The sequence below is a fragment of the Acinetobacter sp. TG2027 genome, from assembly GCF_000302435.1.
GTDB lineage: Bacteria > Pseudomonadota > Gammaproteobacteria > Pseudomonadales > Moraxellaceae > Acinetobacter > Acinetobacter pittii.
In genome coordinates, this window is record NZ_AMJN01000047.1 from 109,029 (window position 1) to 128,983 (window position 19,955).

The 19,955-nt window shown below is 39.4% G+C and carries 16 protein-coding genes; 9 read left to right on the forward strand and 7 right to left on the reverse strand.

The genetic code is table 11. The features are described from left to right. Positions 1–20: 20 nt before the first annotated feature. The 3 genes from B806_RS0112685 to B806_RS0112695 all read right to left on the reverse strand — a co-directional run bounded on the left by B806_RS0112685 (position 21) and on the right by B806_RS0112695 (position 3,004). Complete coding sequence (locus B806_RS0112685) at positions 21–1,019, reverse strand: adenosine deaminase (protein ID WP_017403116.1); 999 nt, start codon at positions 1,017–1,019, stop codon at positions 21–23. Positions 1,020–1,134: 115 nt separating this feature from the next. Then, positions 1,135–2,454, reverse strand: coding sequence for an NCS2 family permease (locus tag B806_RS0112690; protein WP_005070381.1), 1,320 nt, complete (start codon positions 2,452–2,454; stop codon positions 1,135–1,137). Positions 2,455–2,776: 322 nt separating this feature from the next. Beyond that, a complete protein-coding gene (locus B806_RS0112695) occupies positions 2,777–3,004 on the reverse strand; it encodes a hypothetical protein (protein WP_002163179.1) in 228 nt (75 codons plus the stop codon). 604 nt (positions 3,005–3,608) lie between these two features. Here B806_RS0112695 and B806_RS0112700 point away from each other — a divergent pair. Then, on the forward strand, positions 3,609–4,331 hold the full coding sequence (locus B806_RS0112700; protein ID WP_017386374.1) for a pirin family protein: 723 nt from the start codon (positions 3,609–3,611) through the stop codon (positions 4,329–4,331). Between the two features lie 78 nt (positions 4,332–4,409). Here the strand turns inward: B806_RS0112700 and B806_RS0112705 are convergent, their stop codons facing one another. Then, the gene (locus B806_RS0112705) at positions 4,410–5,030 is read right to left on the reverse strand and encodes a TetR/AcrR family transcriptional regulator (RefSeq protein WP_002163161.1); all 621 of its coding nucleotides are present in this window, start codon (positions 5,028–5,030) and stop codon (positions 4,410–4,412) included. Positions 5,031–5,554: 524 nt separating this feature from the next. Here B806_RS0112705 and B806_RS0112715 point away from each other — a divergent pair. The 4 genes from B806_RS0112715 to B806_RS0112730 all read left to right on the forward strand — a co-directional run bounded on the left by B806_RS0112715 (position 5,555) and on the right by B806_RS0112730 (position 9,948). Then, a complete protein-coding gene (locus tag B806_RS0112715; RefSeq protein WP_005070390.1) occupies positions 5,555–6,514 on the forward strand; it encodes a metal-dependent hydrolase in 960 nt (319 codons plus the stop codon). Positions 6,515–6,579: 65 nt separating this feature from the next. After that, a complete protein-coding gene (locus tag B806_RS0112720) occupies positions 6,580–7,413 on the forward strand; it encodes an SDR family NAD(P)-dependent oxidoreductase (RefSeq protein WP_017386375.1) in 834 nt (277 codons plus the stop codon). Between the two features lie 22 nt (positions 7,414–7,435). Further along, positions 7,436–8,959, forward strand: a complete 1,524-nt coding sequence (locus B806_RS0112725) for an NAD(P)/FAD-dependent oxidoreductase (protein WP_017403117.1) — start codon at positions 7,436–7,438, stop codon at positions 8,957–8,959. A 113-nt stretch (positions 8,960–9,072) separates the two neighbouring features. Further along, positions 9,073–9,948, forward strand: coding sequence for a class I SAM-dependent methyltransferase (locus tag B806_RS0112730; RefSeq protein WP_017403118.1), 876 nt, complete (start codon positions 9,073–9,075; stop codon positions 9,946–9,948). A gap of 11 nt (positions 9,949–9,959) precedes the next feature. Here B806_RS0112730 and B806_RS0112735 read toward each other — a convergent pair whose 3' ends face one another. Beyond that, a complete protein-coding gene (locus B806_RS0112735) occupies positions 9,960–10,973 on the reverse strand; it encodes an AraC family transcriptional regulator (RefSeq protein WP_025466699.1) in 1,014 nt (337 codons plus the stop codon). Between the two features lie 135 nt (positions 10,974–11,108). Here B806_RS0112735 and B806_RS0112740 point away from each other — a divergent pair, with 135 nt between their 5' ends. The 4 genes from B806_RS0112740 (at position 11,109) to B806_RS0112755 (ending at position 16,158) form a co-directional block, all read left to right on the forward strand. Next, positions 11,109–12,596 (forward strand): NAD(P)/FAD-dependent oxidoreductase, encoded by a 1,488-nt coding sequence (locus B806_RS0112740; protein WP_017403120.1) that lies wholly within the window; start codon positions 11,109–11,111, stop codon positions 12,594–12,596. A gap of 43 nt (positions 12,597–12,639) precedes the next feature. Continuing rightward, on the forward strand, positions 12,640–13,494 hold the full coding sequence (locus tag B806_RS0112745; RefSeq protein WP_017403121.1) for an SDR family oxidoreductase: 855 nt from the start codon (positions 12,640–12,642) through the stop codon (positions 13,492–13,494). 72 nt (positions 13,495–13,566) lie between these two features. Next, complete coding sequence (locus B806_RS0112750) at positions 13,567–14,460, forward strand: alpha/beta hydrolase (RefSeq protein WP_017403122.1); 894 nt, start codon at positions 13,567–13,569, stop codon at positions 14,458–14,460. A 27-nt stretch (positions 14,461–14,487) separates the two neighbouring features. Then, the gene (locus B806_RS0112755) at positions 14,488–16,158 is read left to right on the forward strand and encodes a GMC family oxidoreductase (RefSeq protein WP_017403123.1); all 1,671 of its coding nucleotides are present in this window, start codon (positions 14,488–14,490) and stop codon (positions 16,156–16,158) included. 65 nt (positions 16,159–16,223) lie between these two features. Here B806_RS0112755 and B806_RS0112760 read toward each other — a convergent pair whose 3' ends face one another. Both B806_RS0112760 and B806_RS0112765 read right to left on the reverse strand, forming a co-directional pair. Beyond that, positions 16,224–18,422, reverse strand: a complete 2,199-nt coding sequence (locus B806_RS0112760; RefSeq protein WP_017386383.1) for an OsmC domain/YcaO domain-containing protein — start codon at positions 18,420–18,422, stop codon at positions 16,224–16,226. A gap of 252 nt (positions 18,423–18,674) precedes the next feature. Beyond that, the gene (locus B806_RS0112765) at positions 18,675–19,955 is read right to left on the reverse strand and encodes an OprD family outer membrane porin (RefSeq protein ID WP_017386384.1); all 1,281 of its coding nucleotides are present in this window, start codon (positions 19,953–19,955) and stop codon (positions 18,675–18,677) included.

Here is a 19,955-nt window from a genome sequence, read left to right on the forward strand (position 1 = left end):
ATCACAGGCGGTTTTTTTATTTAGATTTTTTGGATTTCTGCAATCCACTTTTGTTTCTCTTCATCTGAAATGAAAGAAGCTTCAAAAGAATTAATTGCGAGTTGTTTCAACTCATCATTGTTTAAGTCTAATGCTTGCTGAATGGCAAAGAAATTATCATTCATATATCCACCAAAATATGAAGGATCATCTGAGTTAACCGTCACATGTACGCCTTTTTGTAAAAGACGGCGGATATTGTGATCTTTCATATCCTTAACAACACATAGCTTTAAATTACTTAAAGGACAAACCGTTAATGGCATTTTTTCATTAATTAAACGCGTCATTAATTGTTCATCCTCTTCAGAACGCACACCATGATCAATACGATTCACTTTAAGTAGATCTAAAGCTTCCCATACATATTCAGGAGGACCTTCTTCACCAGCATGAGCAACGATTAAGAAACCTTCTTCACGCGCCTTAGCAAAAACACGTTCAAATTTAGCTGGCGGATGCCCTACTTCACTTGAATCAAGGCCGACTGCAATAATATCTTGTTTAAATGGCAAAGCCTGTTCAAGTGTTTCAAATGCAGCTTCTTCACTCAAATGACGTAAGAAACACATAATCAGTTGAGAGCTGATACCAAACTTAGCTTTGGCATCTGCACACGCACGCTTTAAACCATTAATCACAGTTGAGAATGCAACACCACGGTCTGTGTGGGTTTGCGGATCAAAGAACATTTCTGTGTGAACAACATGATCTTCGGCACATTTCTCAAAATAAGCCCATGCTAAATCATAAAAGTCTTGTTCATGTACAAGAACATTCGCGCCAGCATAGTAAATATCTAAGAATGATTGAAGATTATGAAAGTTATAAGCTTGCTTTACTTCTTCAACAGATTTGTAAGGAATCTGAATCTGATTGCGCTGGGCAATTGCAAACATTAATTCAGGTTCGAAAGTCCCTTCAATATGTACATGCAATTCGGCTTTTGGTAAGGCGCGAATCAGCTCGACTTGATTCATATTAACTCCACGTCTAAAGAAAAAGGGTGTGGTCAAAATCACACCCTTTTATAATTTTCTTCTTATTGAAAACTATGTCTAAGATAGCTCAAGAAGAAAATTATAAAAAATCATATTAACCGCCAAACGCGATAAATTTAAATACCCAAAGCGCAGCAATAATCCATACCATGTACGGTACAGTTTTTGCCTTACCCGTGAATAATTTAACTAATGCATAGCTAATAAAGCCCATTGCAATACCATCAGCAATAGAATAGGTAAATGGCATAAATACAATGGTTAAAAATGCTGGAACAGCTTCAGTAATATCATCCCAATCAATGTGAGTGATCCCTTGGATCATCAACACACCAATGAACAATAAAGCTGGCGCCGTTGCAAAACCTGGTACAGATTGAGCAAGAGGTGCTAAAAATAAACAGCAGATAAATAAGACTGCAACCACAACAGCAGTTAAACCAGTACGTCCGCCTGCTGCTACACCTGAAGCTGATTCGATATATGGTGTAGTTGAAGATGTACCTAATGCGGCACCTGCAACGATTGCAGTAGAGTCTGCAAATAATGCTTTCTTCAAACGAGGTAATTTACCGTCTTGTAAAAGACCTGCACGGTGTGAAACACCAACCAAAGTACCTGTACTGTCAAACAAGTCGACAATAAAGAATACGAAAATGACGCCAACCATACTTGCAGTAAATAGACCTTCAAAGTCCATTTGCATGAATGTTGGTGCAATTGAAGGAATTTGACCCACTACACCCTTAAATTCATTTAAACCTAAAGCAGTAGCGATGGCCGTAACAACTAAAATACTAATAATGATTGCGCCACGAACTTTTAATTGGTGTAAAACCACAATCATTAAAAATCCGAATAGCGCTAATAATACTGTAGGCTGTTTGATATCGCCCAAACCGACTAATGTCGCTTGGTTATCAACAATGATTCCAGCATTTTTTAGTGCAATCAGCGCTAGGAACAAACCAATACCACCGCCGATTGCAAACTTAAGTGACATTGGAATCGCATTAACAATCGCTTCACGAATTTTAAAGAAGCTAATTGCAAGAAAGACAAGGCCTGAAACAAAAACAGCGGCTAAAGCTGTTTGCCATGGCACGCCCATTCCCATACAAACCGAGTAGGTAAAGTAAGCGTTTAAACCCATACCAGGGGCCAGTGCGATCGGATAATTAGCAATGATCCCCATTACTAAACATCCGATTGCTGCTGCCAAACAGGTTGCAACGAATACGGCACCATGATCCATGCCGGTTTCAGATAAAATGAGTGGATTGACAATAATGATATAACACATCGTTAAGAATGTAGTTACACCAGCAAGAACTTCAGTTCGGAAAGTGGTTTTATTGTCGCTTAGCTTAAATAAACGCTCTAACCAGCCTGCCGAAGAATTGGGCGCCGCCATAAGTAGCCTCTATGCAAAATCTGAACTGTGGAATATTTACGTCTATGTAGGTCGCTGAACAATATTGTTTTTCTGTTCAGTCCTATAAACAAGAATCTCAAATTTAAGAAGCAACAAATATGCCACTCATTTGTTTTCTAGCTTTATACATAGCAAACAACCACAGCCCCTCTTGAAACACAAAAAAGCTGCATAACCCCTATGCAGCTTTTTTACTATACGTTCAATAAGTTTAACAGATTCAACAGAAACATGATCAAAATTTATGAAAAGATATGACCAATGACACTGTAAAAAGTTAGAAATTTATAGCTCGTTATTGTTAGAAAATAATTTTTTTCTCACCTATATATTGTTGCATATGAAAAGAAGCTAAATTGCTGTGATGAGCATGATTCGGATTTCGTTCGATACTTTGCAGATTTTTTTCAGCTTCTTGTATGATCTGCATTAGCTCTTGATGTCTTTTATTTTGAGTATCTAAATAAGCCCAATACCCTAATACAAAGACAATACCCACACACAACACTATTAATACTTTATTGATCATTATTATTATCTCTATGTTTTTAATGTTAATGATCTTAACAAAAAATTATAGCTTTGTGAATATTTTCACATTTATTTACAATAACACACTCTTATTCAAATTATTGAAAATAAAAGTTATTTTAAAAATATCATTAAAAAACCTACTAAATATTAAACTTTTCCATTGAAAAGTAACTTTATTTAATAAGAGCTTATTTTAGTTATTTTTAATATTATCTTTTTATCGGTTTTAACTCTTAAGTTATTTTAAAGATAGAGCATAGACAAATGTGTATACGGCTTGAAATTTCTTTTTATTTGCTAAGCTTTAAATGAGATAAAAAGGAGCTATTTTCGTTAATGTACTTTTCTTTAAAATTGTTTCTTTAGCGACTAATTTCTATGTTGCATGTTTAGCATGGAAAGTAAAAATTCATCTCAAAGAAATCTTCATCTTATTTAAAAATTTTTTTCTCCTTTAACTCTATTGGTTGACTAGCAAAATTACGTCCAAGTTTCATCGTTCTATAAATCGCACCAAGCTTTCTATTTTCATAGCTTCATTCCAATAAACGCTACGATAAACTGTATTCAGATAAAAAATTAAATCAGGAGAATACATCATGTTTGATATGCGTTTATCTCACGAGCGTGGTGCAGCACATCATGGTTGGTTACAATCAAAACATAGCTTTTCATTTGCTAACTATTGGGATCCTAAACAAGTTGGTTTTTCGGATCTACTTGTAATTAATGATGATAACGTTGCTCCATCTAAAGGCTTTGGTACTCACCCTCACCGTAATATGGAAATTATTTCCTATGTACTTGAAGGTGCATTAGAGCATAAAGACTCGATGGGTACAGGCTCTGTGATTGTGCCGGGTGACATTCAGCTGATGAGTGCAGGTCGTGGTGTTGCTCATAGTGAATTTAACCACTCAGCTCAAGAAGGCGTTCATTTCTTGCAAATTTGGGTTGTTCCAAATGAAGTGAATACAGAGCCAGGCTATCAACAAGTTCATATTGATGAAGCAGACAAACGCGGTAAATTGCATTTGATCATCTCACCAAAAGGTGGCGAGAAAACTTTATCGATCAAACAAGACATTAATATTTACTCAGGTCTTTTTGATGGTGAAGAAACTGCTGACTTTGTGATTCCTGATGGTCGTTATGTGTACCTACACGTTGCTAAAGGTCGTGTTGATGTAAATGGTAAAACCTTTAACACCGGCGATGCTGCACGTATTCGTGAAGGTGGAAGCTTATCGTTTACCAATGGTGATCATGCCGAAATTTTGATTTTCGATATGCGTCCTGAAGAAGTTCCAACCATGCCATAAGATCAATTAAGCCCTCATATAAACTTTTATGTGAGGGCTTTTTATCGTTACTTGGACTTATAAAAATTCTAACTCTGCTCAATGCTCTTCTGAACGTGCCATCTCTGTATTGATATAGCTCATAATCATAGTAGTTAGCCCCTGCACCATTTCATCAAAACTAATATAAGGGTTTGGCAAAATAAGATGCCGTGCGACATTAAAAATTCCACTATTGATACAAATATAGGTAATTACAGGCAAATTATTGATTTTTAGGTATTTTGGATTATGCATCATATATTTCATAATGACTTCCATTAAAGCCTGTTCAATTTTGGGAATGTATTTGTCGTACTGCAACTCTCCTGCATAACGTAAAACAGTCAAATAACGGTCATTATTTTTCTTTAATAAATCACTAAAAGTATAAAAAATCATTTCGATGACAGGCTCTAACTCCAACTGTAAAATTGTCGGTGTAAGCTCTGTAATCATGTCCAGAATTTCGCGAACAAAAAAGTGATTCATCGCATCATAAATTTCTTCTTTATTTTTAAAATATTCGTATAAAGACCCGACACTCACCCCTGCAATTTCTGCGATATGACGTGTCGTGGTTCCACTCGGTCCGTGAAGTGCCACCGCAATAAAACCTGCTTCAATAATTGTGTCGACAGTGACTTTAGCTCGAGTTTGACGTGGTTTACGCGTAGTCATACGATCTAATTAATAATCCGAACATAAAGTCAGATTAGCATGTAATCTGACTAGGTAGAAATAAAAAAACAAAATCCGAATAGTTGTCAAACTTAAGTGAGAAAACTGAGAAAAACAGATCTCAATTTATCAATCAATTGATGTTTTAATTTATTATTTCCAGAGATTAGGAATAAATTTAATTTATTATTTTTCAAAAAGATGAGTCTAATTTATTTAAAATTATTATTACAAAGAATGTCTATAAAATACTTTTATATATTTAAAAATTTACCCGAATTGAATCCGAACATAATGTCAGATTAATATGAAAAAATTAAAGAAGAGTCATTCAGCAGCTCTTGTCTGCCTCGGTTCTTCTTCCGTTATTCAGCCAAATAATCAAACAAATAACGGAGCAACAACACCGTAGTCAATGCAGAGAATCATCTGTTTTTGAAAATGGAATTTTACAGTGCTTTGTTGATCATTGAGTTTATTGATTTTCATCAAAATGCACCACTACTTTGCCTCAGGGTGTCGCCATGATCTCGACCGCAGTTAAAAAATCATTCAACAAACTTAAATTTCAGCGTGAAATTGAGCTACCAGATTTTGCTAGCAAAAGCTCAATTCCAATCAGACATTTAAATATTGGTTTTGATGGTAAAGAAATTGATGTCAGATTCTATATGGACAATCAATTTGCTACTTTGTTTTTTGCCACACTTTCGGTGTTTTTAACTTACGGTGAAGATCTGGTGATTGAAACCGCTCGCCATCACCGTGAATTTATCAAAGATCCAATATTAAAGCAGCGAGTAACGTCGTTGATTGGCCAAGAAGCAATTCACTCAAAATTGCACAATGAATATAACGATGCCCTTCAAGATGCTGAATATCCTGTTGCGCTATATCGTTTTCTTGGCTCAAACTTCTTTAAGTATGTGTTCTTAAAGTTTCCACAGCCACTCAAATTATCAATGATGGCGGGTATCGAGCATTTTACTGCGGTACTTGCTGAATACATGATGAAGCATGAAAAGAATTTCTATTATTCAGATGACGAAAAAAGCCGTGCATTGTGGATGTGGCATATGCTTGAAGAATCTGAGCATAAAGATATTGCCTACGATGTCTATCAACTTTTAAATGGTAGCTATGCACTACGCGCGTCTGGTTTCTTCCTCGCGCTATTTACCATTTTAGGTTTAATTCCTGCAACTACATTATTTGTGCCTGTGTTAAGAAAGCCGCAAGAGATGTTGACCTTAAAATTCTGGAAAGATGCTCGTCGTGGTGTAGGCTTAATTTTTGGTCCAAAAGATGGTGTTTTTGGTAGTACGATTGGTCAAATTCTTGACTACTTACGTCCAGACTTTCATCCAAATGATCATGATACAACTGAATATCTTGAGTATTACAAAAAGAAATTGCTGACCGAAGGCGGCGCAATTGCTCCTTACTTTGTTAAAGAATTTACCCCACCAGTACGCATGTCTTAATCGTCCTGCATTTCCAGCTATCAAAGAGGTAGCTGGTATCTCTTCAAGCTATTTATGGATGAATCATGATTTTATTTGGCAAAAAGAAAGTTAAACCAAGCCAAAAAGCTTATGCCGTAGTGACGGGTGCAGGCAGTGGGATTGGTAGAAGTTTTGCAATTGAACTTGCGAAACGTGGTGGCAGCGTAGTGTGTGCAGATATTAATCTGGAAGCTGCTGAAGAAACAGTAAAACTTCTTGAACAAGAAGGTGCAAAAGCTTTTGCTATGCGCTGTGATGTGGGTAATGCTGAACAGGTTAACCATCTCGCTGAAACTGCTGAAATCTTACTTGGGCATCCTGTGACTCTTGTCATTAATAATGCTGGAGTAGGTTTAGGCGGTAAATTTGACGAACTCAGCCTAGAAGACTGGAACTGGGTCATGAATATTAACCTTTGGGGAGTTATTCATGGCTGTCATGCATTTGTTCCCAAGTTTAAAAAGTTAGGTTACGGCGCGATTATTAATGTGGCATCTGCGGCATCTTACACGGCTGCACCAGAAATGACTGCTTATAACGTGACTAAAGCGGGTGTGCGTGCGCTTTCAGAAACGCTTTCTGCCGAACTGCGTAAGTTTAACATTAAGGTGAACGTGCTCTGCCCGACGCTGGTACCCACCAATATCATTAAAAATGGTCGAATTCCCGGACGCTATTCAAAGCTGGCGGACCATGCACTGATGAACTATGCGCTGACCACAAGTGACGATGTCGCAAGATTAACCCTTAATCGCCTTGATCAGGATGAGATGTATACCATTCCTCAAATTGATGCGAAGTTATTCTGGCTTATGAAACGTGCATCCCCAAGCTTGTATACCAAGTTCCTTGGTACATCGTACAAATTATTTAAATAAGAAATTTATAGGTAGTACACATATGACTGCGCAAATGAAAACAAATGCATCAGCAAAAAAAGCTGTCAAATCACCAAGCCATATTTTCGATACTTTTATTGTGGGTGCGGGCATTTCAGGGATCGCTGCTGCCATTCGCCTAGATCAAGTTGGTTATACCAATTATAAAATTATTGAAAAAGCTAGCCGCGTGGGTGGAACATGGCGTGAGAACACCTACCCGGGTTGTGGTTGCGATGTACCTTCTGCTCTTTATTCTTACTCATTTGCACCAAGTGCAAAATGGAGCCATTTATTTGCACGCCAACCAGAAATATTAAGTTATCTGGAAGATGTGAGTAACGAATTTAATGTTACCTCTAAAATCGAATTTAATAATGAATTGCTGAATGCCGCGTGGGATGACTCACGTCATGTGTGGGTACTTGACACCACTACTGGTCAATATTTATCTAAAACCGTTATTTTTGCCACAGGTCCAATTACCGAAGCTCAAATTCCACGTCTTGAGGGCTTAGAAACATTTAAAGGCGAAATGTTCCATTCAGCAAAATGGAACCATGATTATGATTTAACTGGTAAACGCATTGCCGTGATTGGTACTGGTGCATCTGCTATTCAGTTTGTGCCACAAATTCAACCAAAAGCGAAAGAACTGTTTGTGTTCCAACGTACAGCACCTTGGGTATTACCAAAACCAGATACAGACTTGGGCGAATTTAGTAAATCAGTGATTGCTAAATATCCGGCTATTCAGGCGAGCTGGCGTAAAAGTGTAGCGTTAACACTGAATGCAATTAACTTTGGTTTACGTAACCCTCTTGCGCTCAAACCAGTAAATGTATTGGGTAAGCAATTACTTAAATTGCAAATTAATGACCCAGTGCTACGTAAAAACGTAACGCCGAACTTTGACATTGGTTGTAAACGTATTTTGTTCGCTAACAATTATTATCCAGCACTACAAGCACCAAACACGACCCTGATCCCTCATGGTTTAGTGAAAGTTGAAGGCAATACAGTGGTTGCTGCCAATGGTGAACGCCACGAAGTTGATGTGATTATTTGGGGTACAGGTTTTGAAGTATCTCACCCACCAATTGGTAAACGTGTCCACAATGAAAAAGGTCAATGTTTACAAGATATATGGAAAGATAGTTCACCAGAGGCTTACTTAGGAACCAACATTGAAAATGTACCAAATGCATTTTTAATTTTAGGACCTAACGTACTGGTTTATGATTCTTTCATTGGTTTAGCAGAGGCACAACTCGACTATATCGTAGATGGCTTATTGAAAATTAAAAACAAAGGAATTAGCAAGTTAAATGTTAAATCTGATGTGATTAAAAAGCATAATGATTTAGTACAAAAGCACTTACAAACAACGGTATTTAATAGCGGCGGATGTAAGAGTTATTATCTTGATGCCAACGGTCGTAACTTTGCTGCATGGCCTTGGTCATTGAAAAAACTTAAACAACGTTTGAAAAAAGTAGATTTGAAAGATTATGAAGTGACGTATCAAACGACAAAAACTCACTAATTTGTATTTTCGATCAAATCAGTTGTAAGAAATAGGCAGTGTATTTTAGTTTTTCATGAAATACACTGCCTTCTTCGTTGAATATCTTCAAGAAATAAAAAAACAGGATAAAGATGAAAGAAGGACAATCAAGCCGTACTGCTGAAGCCGCTGCTGCATTACGGGCCAATCATTTTCAAAATACACAGAACCCTGTATTTTCAGATCCGTATGCTTTTGAGCTGACCAGTAAAGGCTGGAAAAAACTTCTCTCTAATTCACTGATTGTTAAAGTGATGAATTCTGCGGTTTTAAACCGTACTTTAGGTCTACTTACTGGACAAGTGGTCGGTCGCTCTCGCTATGCCGAAGATTTACTTGCTCAGGCAGTTCAACAAAATACTCAACAATATGTATTAGTGGGTGCTGGCCTAGACTCTTTTGCACTACGTGAATCACACCATTACCCTACTTTGAAAATTTTTGAAGTGGATCATCCTGATACTCAAGCTGCCAAACAAGCCAAGCTAAAAAAGCTAGGCAATATTCCTGCTACCGTTGAATTTGTTGCGATTAACTTTGAAAAAGAGTCTATTTCGGAAGCCTTGACCAGAAGTCTCTATGATCAATCTGCTCCTGCATTTTTTTCATGGTTAGGCACAACGCACTATTTAAACCCCGAAACCACGCTGCAAACTTTAAAAAGTATTGCTGAATTTGCTGTAAACGGTAGTGAAGTGGTACTCGACTATTCGACCGATTTTCAGGAATTAAACGGTATTGAGCGACTTGGAAGTATGGGCGTTGCACAATTTACCCATTTACTTAAAGAACCTTTATTGGGTCAATTTAAACCCTCAGATTTACATCAAGCCGTTGAAAAAATGGGGTTCGAAGTAGTCGAAGACCTGTCTGGTGAGGCAATTACTGAACGATATTTTAATGCACGGACCGATGAAATTCGCCACACCTCAGCAACGCGTTTATTGCATTTACGTTTAAATAAATAAAGATACTTTGATCATTGGTTACTTAGCCGCATGGCATGAGGTGTTTTCCCATGCCATCTTTTATAAGCATGAATAAAACTGGCAGGTTCGGCATAACCTAACCACTCGGCAATCTGTTCAACCGAAGCTTTTGGTAATGCCAAATATTGCTCAGCTAGAACTTGCCTTACTTCTTCACGTATCTGAATGAAAGTCATTCCCTCTAATGCCAAGTGACGGCGTAAGGTTCGTGCATTTAAATGTAATCGATCAGCAACTATTTCCATAGAAGGCATTTCCCCTCGCACGTTCATCAATTGCTGTTGCACTAAAGTTGTAAATTTATTTTGTGATTGGCGTTTCTCTAATATTTGTCGGCACTGTTCTTCGGCTGTATGTAAAACCAATTCATTTGCCATAAGCAACTTTTGGTCTACTTTTTGCGGATCCAGAATTACAAAACTTTTCGCAGCGCCAAATTCAGGCATGACTCCAAATAAATTCCGATATGGCTCGGCATCACCTTTGAGTTGAAAAGAAAAAGCCAAATACTGGCAAAAATTGTCCTGCACCAAATCTCGCTGTACCGTAATGAGTGCAGCGGCATCGCGTTCAATAATGAATTGACGCACTGAAGATGGAATATCTTGCTCATCAATTTCGATACGGATTCCTTGCGGTGTATCCGACACATCAAAGCGGGTAAAAGCAAAGGTTAAAGTAAAATAGGTTAAAGCCAAATCCAGTGCTTCACGAATGCTCGCACTACTCATCAGAGCCATACCTAATGGCCCAAATGTGGTGAAATGATAGCGTGTGCCCACTTCTAAGCCTAATGTCGGTCTGCCTCCTAGTTGCTCAACCAAGTTATGAATCAGCTGTAATTCCTGATGGCCTGTCACCACCATATTAGGGTCGAGTAATTGTTGTTGGCTAAGCCCTGTCCCTTGCAAAATCGTCTGATAAGAAATGCCTGATTCCACCGCAAAATCAGCCATTAACCGAACACTATGTACACTGCGTTCAAAAGCCCATGCATACTTCACTGTATTGCTCAGAATGTCCTCGAATCACAATATTTTGTCCTCATCCATCCTCTAAATCAAGCAAATAAACGTCTATTCTGCATACAGGAAATTGCGATTTTTTCGCTCACTGTTTTTAAGGATTTAGAGCAGCCCATGTTTAATTCGTCGTCTAATTCAAATAAAAATGTACGCATCGCCATTATTGGCACTGGTTTTGGTGGTCTAGGACTTGCCATTCGTCTCAAACAAGCAGGTTTTGAACAATTTACCCTCTTTGAAAAAGCTGCTGATGTTGGCGGTGTCTGGCGTGACAATACTTATCCGGGCGCTGCCTGTGATGTGCCTTCTCATCTGTATTCCTTTTCTTTTGAGCAAGAACTAGGCTGGAAAAATCGCTACGGGACATCTCAAGAGATTTATCAATATTTACGCCACTGTGCGGATAAATATGATATTCGTCCACATGTTCAATTTAATACTGAAATAGCCAGTGCCGAATTTGATGCGCTGCAAGGTGTATGGCACATTCAAAGCACGACTGGCGAACAATTTGAAGCTGAATTTTTAGTGGGCGCGGTAGGCCAACTTAACCGCCCTGCCTATCCAAAACTTAAAGGTATTGAAAACTTTAAAGGTAAGGCATTTCACTCAGCGCGTTGGGATCATGATTATGAGTTAACTGGCAAACGTGTCGCTGTGATTGGTACAGGTGCAAGCGCAATTCAGTTCGTACCTGAAATTGCTAAACAGGTTGCTCATCTCGATGTTTATCAACGCTCGGCGCCATATGTTATTCCAAAACCGGATCGTGTTTATCAACCTTTAGAGAAAAAAGCTTTCCGCAAACTGCCAATTTTGCAAAGTCTAGACCGCGCCTTGCAATATGGACACCATGAAATTCGTTTACTGGCCTTTACAACCTCACTCAATGAAATGCCGTTGGTGGAATATTTATTCCAGCGTCACATCCGTAAAGTCGTTAAAGATGGGAAGTTACGCCATCGTTTAATGCCGGACTATCCGATTGGTTGTAAACGTATTTTAATCTCTAACCATTGGTATGAAACACTGACCCAGCCTCATGTCGATGTGATTAATACGGGCATTCAAGAAATTACTGAAAACGGTATTTTAGATACGGAAGGAAATCTGCGTGAAATCGATACCATTATTTATGGGACAGGCTTTGCCGCAACGGAATTTATGGCGCCCATGCAGATTACAGGTCTTGATGGTCGCACCTTAAAAGACACATGGAAAGATGGTGCAGAAGCTTATCTCGGCTTAACTGTGAGCGGCTTTCCAAACTTCTTTATGTTGTATGGACCAAACACTAATCTTGGGCACAACTCAATTGTGTATATGATTGAAAGCCAAGTGAATTATATTTTAGATGCCATTCAAACAACCCTACAAAACAAACTTCTGTTCACCAATGTTCGTGCAGAAGTTCAACATGAGTTTAATCAAAGCATTCAAGAAAAAATGAAAAAAACTGTCTGGGCGCAAGGTTGTACCAGTTGGTATCAAACTGCGGATGGCAAAAATACCAATAACTGGCCAGGTTTTACCCTTGAATATCGACAACGCACTCGTCGCTTTGACATTGAAAACTACACTCAGGTTGCGGCTATTTCTTAAACAAGCTTCACCATAGGAAATGAGAAAATAAACGGAGAATTTTATGAAGTCTTTTAAAAATAAAGTCGCAGCTGTGACAGGTGCTGGCTCTGGTATTGGACAAGCAATTGCTATAGCACTCGCAAAACAAGGTTGCCATCTGGCACTTTCCGATATTAGTGAAGCTGGATTAGCTAAAACAGTCGAGCTGTTAACGCCTTATTCAGTCAAAGTAACTACACAAAAAGTCGATGTAGCTAAACGTGATGAAGTCGCAACTTGGGCAAAAGCTGTTGTAAATGAACATGGCCAAGTTAACCTGATTTTTAATAATGCTGGTGTCGCAATAGGTAGTACGGCTGAAGGTGTGAGCTATGAAGACCTTGAATGGCTGATTGGTATTAATTTTTGGGGTGTAGTTTATGGGACCAAAGAGTTTTTACCTTACCTAAAGCAAAGCGGTGACGGGCATATTATTAATATTTCCAGTATGTTCGGCTTAACAGCTCAACCAACTCAAAGTGCTTATAACGCTAGTAAATTTGCCGTTCGTGGCTTTACTGAATCATTGCGCCAAGAACTCGATCTACAAAATGCTGGAGTGAGTGCGACCTGTGTGCATCCGGGTGGTATTCGTACCAATATTGCCAAAGCTGCCCGCATGAATAATAGCGTCCAGTCTTTAGGAATGGACCCGCTAAAAAGTCAGGATGCTTTCGATAAATTACTTCGCACCCCTGCTGATGATGCAGCTCAACAAATTTTAGAAGCTGTTCGTAAGGACCGTCGCCGTTTACTCATTGGAGCCGATGCGAAAGCCGTTGATATGATTCAACGTATTCTGCCACAAGGCTACCAAAAGATTTTTGCAACTGCCACTGCCTTTCAAACCCGTCTACTCAACAAATCAGCAAAATAAAAATAGTGGTCAGCATACTCTTAATTTTCAGAGATGCTGGCTAATCTCACCTGCTTAGTATGAGTGCTTATTATGAAGCAGCTTCTTGCATGGACTATTCGTACCACGCTACGTCCAGCTTTATCCCCTAAAACACCACTAAAGCTACAACGTTTTTGTAGTGATGCAGCCAGTGCAATTGTGCTTGGGCCACGTGGCTATAAAACAAAAAAGCAAACAATTGCTCAAGTACCGACAGTCCATATTCAGCCCAAAACGACTCAATCAGGACTCGGCATCTTGTATTTACATGGCGGGGGCTATGTGGTGGGTAGCTCAAAAAGTCACACCAAGCTTGCTGCTCAAATCGGACACGCAGCTCAATCACAAGTCTGGTTACCTGAATATCGCCTAGCCCCAGAACACCAAAGCCCTGCTGCTATTGAAGACGCCGTTGCTGTCTATAAAGCTTTACTTGCTCAAGGACAAGACCCGAAAAAACTCGTGATTGCTGGCGATTCTGCGGGCGGCGGACTGAGTTTAAGTACTGCAATTGCAATACGAAATGCAGGGTTACCGTTACCAGCAGCATTAGTTTTACTTTCACCGTGGGTTGACTTAAGCCTATCTGGAAGCACGATTAAAACTCATGCAGCTCAAGATGCGATGCTGTCAGAGGACTGGTTAGCATGGTGTGCAAAAAACTATTGCGGACAAAAATCGGCAACCGATGCTACCTGTTCCCCACTCTATGCCGACTTAACTGGATTACCACCTGTTTTAATTCACGTCGGTACCGAAGAAGTCTTATTGGACGATGCAAAACGTCTCGCTGAACAAACCGAAAAGTATGGTATTCCGACGAACTTAAGGGTTTATGACCGAGTCGGACATGTTTTTCAATTCCACGCAGGTATACTAAACGAATCTAATGACTCGATTGAGCGCATTGGGCAATTCATTGATAAACATACACAGTCAATATAAAAATATCGCCAGAGAGGAGTCCTCGGCATGACAACAAACAATTATGACTATGATTACCTCATTATTGGTTCAGGCTTTGGTGGTAGTGTTTCTGCTTGCCGTCTAACCGAAAAAGGCTACTCTGTTGCTGTAATGGAAATGGGGCGACGCTGGGAAGCTAAAGATTTTGCTAAAAATAACTGGAATACCCGTCGCTGGATTTGGCGCCCAGGCATGAAACTTTTCGGTTATTTCAACATGCGTTTTTTTCGCCATGTCACCATTATTTGCGGTAATGCTGTAGGCGGCGGCTCAATCACCTATGCCAATACCTTACTGGTTCCACCTGAACATATTTGGAATGAAGGTACATGGGCAGATGCAGCGGACTGGAAAAATGAAATGCCACAGCACTATGCTGAAGCCGAACGCATGCTTGGTGTGACGGATAATAAAATTTTCGGTCCTGCCGACCACATGCTCAAAAAAATGGGCGATGCAGTTGGGGTTGGACATACGTTTAAACCGACGCGCGTTGCAACTTTCTTTCCACCCGAAGGTGAACAAGGCGGCAAGACCTACCCTGACCCATATTTTAACGGCGAAGGTCCAGACCGCGGAACCTGTACCGCATGTGGCGGCTGTATGACAGGTTGCAAACACAACGCAAAAAATACATTAGATAAAAACTATTTGTATTTTGCCGAAAAAAATGGTGCCAAGGTTTACGAAGAAACCAAAGTTGTTGATGTTATACCACTCAATGGCAAAGCCGATGGCAGCGATGGCTATGAAGTTACGACTGAATGTTCAAACTCATGGTTTAACAAACAGCGCCGTACATGGCGTGTTCGTAACGTGATTTTCTCTGCATCTTCTTTGGGTACGCAAGAGATGTTATTCCGTTTAAAACAGGCTGGTTCACTGCCAAATATCTCTGATGATTTGGGTAATCGGGTTCGTACTAATGCCGAGTCGATTTTAGGCGTTCGCTTTTTTGGTAAAGATGTCGACATGAGTAAAGGTGTTGCCATTGGTTCAAGTATTTACCTTGACCATGACACTCACATTGAAGCGACGCGTTACCAAACTGGTTCAGATGCCATGGGTCTCATGTGTACTTATATGGCGAAAGGCAAACCGGGTTGGACACGTATATTCTTTTGGTTATGGGCACTTATTTGCCATCCATTTATTTTTCTTCGCATGAGTAATCCGGTCAGTTTTGCACGCCAAACCTTAATTTTCTTGGTGATGCAAACAGCAGATGCCTCCATCAACATGCGCTTGAAACGTAATTGGTTCTGGCCTTTTGGTAAGGTGTTATCGAGCGAAGGTAAAAAGCTACCTGTTTATATTCCGCAGGCCAATGCTTTTACCGAAAAAGTTGCCAAAATGTTTAATGGCCACCCAATGACGACCATTACCGAAATTTTATTTAACGTGCCTTTTACCGCCCACTGTATGGGTGGTTGCGCAATCGCTTCAACCCCAGAGCGTGGTGTGGTAGATGGACAAAACCGTGTCTTTAACTATAAAAACTTATATGTTGTAGATGGTTCAATGTTAGGTGCCAATTTGGGCGTTAACCCAAGTCTCACCATTACAGCTCTTGCAGAACGCGCAATGTCGTATATTCCAGCTAAACATACTTTGGATGAGCAGCAAGATCATAGACTAGAGGCAGAAACCATAGAGATCACCAAAGCTTCTGCTTAAACTAGCAAGTTGTTTTATAAAAAAAGCCTATTTAAAAATAGGCTTTTTTTATTTCGCTTTTTAAATTACATCGCTACGGCTTTAGCACGAGCTGCATGCAATTTTTTATAGCTCTCGATCAGACGTAAATGACGATCAAGTCCTTCTAGTTTCATGCTTGTTGGTGTTAAACCATAGAAACGAACGCTACCATCGACAGAACCTAATACTGCGTCCATTCGTGTGTCACCAAACATACGACGGAAATTAGTCAGGTAGTCTTCAAGCTCGAGTTCTTCATCTAACATCACTTCAATCACCACGTTCATGCACTGATAGAACAAGCCACGCTCAACGGTGTTGGTGTTATATTGCAAGTAAGTTTCGACAAGCTCTTTTGCTTCTTCAAACTGTTGTAAAGCAACATAAATCAGCAATTTCAGTTCTAAAATTGTGAGCTGTCCCCAAACTGTATTGTCATCAAACTCGATGCCAATCAGCGTGGTGATTTCAGTGTAATCGTCTAGCTCACATTCTTCTAAGCGCTCAACCAATGCCTCAAGCTGTTTATCATCCAAACGATGTAGATTTAGAATATCTTCACGGAATGAAAGTGCCTTATTGGTGTTGTCCCAAATCAAATCTTCAACGAGATAAATTTCCGAATAATCTGGTACTAAAATACGGCAAGCAGTCGCACCTAAGTGCTCATAGACTGCCATATATACTTCTTTGCCCATCTCTTCGAGAATACCGAACAATGTTGCAGCTTCTTCTGCATTTGACTCTTCGCCTTCGCCTGAAAAATCCCATTCAACAAAGTCATAGTCAGATTTAGAGCTAAAGAAACGCCAAGATACCAAACCGCTTGAATCAATAAAGTGCTCAACAAAGTTGTTCGGCTCAGTGACTGCATTACTTTGGAAAGTTGGTTGAGGTAAATCATTTAAGCCTTCAAAACTACGGCCTTGAAGTAATTCAGTCAGACTACGTTCCAACGCAACTTCAAAACTTGGATGCGCACCGAAAGATGCAAACACCCCACCCGTACGCGGGTTCATTAAAGTTACACACATTACGGGGAACTGACCACCTAACGATGCATCTTTAACTAATACAGGGAAACCTTGCTCTTCTAAGCCTTTAATACCAGCAACAATACTTGGGTATTTTGCTAATACGTCTTCAGGAACGTCTGGAAGTGCAATTTCACCTTCTAAAATTTCACGTTTAACAGCACGTTCAAAAATTTCTGACAAGCATTGAACTTGGGCTTCTGCCAAAGTGTTGCCCGCACTCATACCATTACTTAAGTACAAGTTTTCAATTAAATTTGATGGGAAATAGACAACTTCACCGTCCGACTGGCGCACAAAAGGTAACGAGCAAATGCCGCGCTCTACGTTACCTGAGTTGGTGTCATATAAATGCGCGCCAAGTAACTCATCATCTGGGTTGTAAATCTCAAGACAGTATTCATCTAAGATTTCTTTAGGTAATTCACCATTTGGGCCCGGTTTAAACCATTTTTCATCTGGATAATGCACAAATTCAGCATTCGCAATATCTTCACCCCAGAACTGGTCGTTATAGAAGAAGTTACAGTTTAAACGCTCAATAAACTCGCCCAATGCAGATGCCAAAGCACTTTCTTTAGTTGCACCTTTACCATTGGTAAAGCACATTGGAGACTGGGCATCACGAATATGTAACGACCATACATTTGGCACGATATTACGCCAAGATGCGATTTCAATCTTCATGCCCAAATTTGCCAAAATAGCTGACATATTGGCAATGGTTTCTTCTAATGGCAGGTCTTTACCTTGAATATAGGTATGACTTTCTGAAGTTAAGCTTGGCAATAACAGTGCTTGCGCATCTGCGTCGATGCTTTCAACTTCTTCGATAATAAATTCGGGACCCGTTTGAATCACTTTTTTAACAGTACAACGGTCAATCGAACGTAAAATCCCTTGGCGATCTTTCTCTGAAATATCGGCTGGTAATTCAATTTGAATTTTAAAGGTTTGCTTATAGCGGTTTTCAGGATCAACAATATTATTTTGCGATAAACGAATATTATCGGTTGGGATATCTCGAGCGGCACAATACACTTTTACAAAGTACGCTGCACACAATGCTGACGACGCTAAAAAATAGTCAAATGGGCCCGGTGCCGAACCGTCACCCTTGTAGCGAATTGGTTGATCGGCAATTACCGTAAAGTCATCGAACTTAGCTTCCTGTCGAAGATTGTCGAGATAATTAACCTTGATTTCCATGCTGGCACCTAAATATTTTTATGTGTCAGCACAGACACATAAAATTCTAAATATTGAAAAATAAGCCGAATCACAGCGAAGAAATTGACTTAAAAAAATGAGAGATTAAAGCCATGTGTTTAATGAGAGACTCAAGTGGCTTTAATAAGATTGGCGGTATTATAGAGGGATTTTGTGCAGTTGATAACTAAAGTTAAAACATTGCTGATCACAATGTTTTAACTTGTCTTGAATTTAGTTAAATATTGAACGTTAAAATTTAAAGGTATAGTCAACATTCAAACGCGTTTCATTTGTCGAATGAAAGGTCATATTGGTAGGCATATCGTTGCGATAGTGAGAAAAACGAGCTCGCACTCCCAAACCATTTAACTTACCTTCAGGAATTTTATAGCCTAAATCAAATTCCATCGACTCTTCTTTAAAACGCTGATCGCCATATTGCAATAAATCAATGTCTTCACCTTTTGCGTAGCGAGTCATAAAACGCAGTCCGTTTAATGAAACATCACCTACCCGCGCATTTTTAAAGTCATATTCATAACGAATCGAATAGACTTTTTCGTCTTTATTTGAATAGTCCGAACTCATAAAATCAAGTACGACTGGACTTTCAGTTCCCGACAAAAATGGTAAACCGGTCGAGCCAAATGACTGCATGTAGCCCAAAGAAACTGTATGGTTTTGATAGTTCAAGCCAAATAAGCCACTAATATGTCGGTTATCGACCTCTCCTATTTTTTTACTTCCAGTTTCTTCACTATTAAAAAAACGCACGTCACTTAAAAAATTAAGTTGATCATTTAAAGGTTGTTTGCCGTTAAAACCTAAAAATTGTTGCTGGTAAATGTCTTTGAGTTCAGCATGGTAAGCCCGTAGACGATAATCCTTTAACTGATAGCTTCCACCTAATGTATAAAAAGAATCGGTAGTTGCCGCTTTGTCAAAACGATGATTGATATTGTCTGTTCCAACATCGGTATAACGAATGGAATCGCGCTGCCGCACTTCGTCAACATAAAAACCTTCGAGTTGAAGATTGGGAATTTCATTTGAAACAAAGCGAATACCGCGATAAGTCTGAGGGAACAAACGCGCTGGCGATGAAAATATGGTTGGTAATTGTGGAACTAAATCTCCCACAAAAAGCTCATTTTTTCTAAATTTAGCCTTTCCTGTAATACCTATTTTTCCATAATAATCATCACGCGAGTTATCGGTATTCACTGGTAATAAACCACTACGTGCATAGTCATCAGCTCGGCTTCCCATTAGGTTAAAACCTGCCATTGCCAGTACATCAACACCAAACCCAACTGTTCCTTCGGTATAACCAGACTGTCCTTTAAAAATTATACCCTGCGCCCAATCTCTACCTGCTGTATAGGGATATGGATCCTTTTTATAATCTCGGTCAAAGTAAAAATTACGTAGTGTTAGCTCAGCTTTACTGTCTGCAAGAAATTCGGCATGCACAACTTGACTAAATAATGGGCACAAGCATACCCCCACCCACAATGGCGTCTTTTTCAT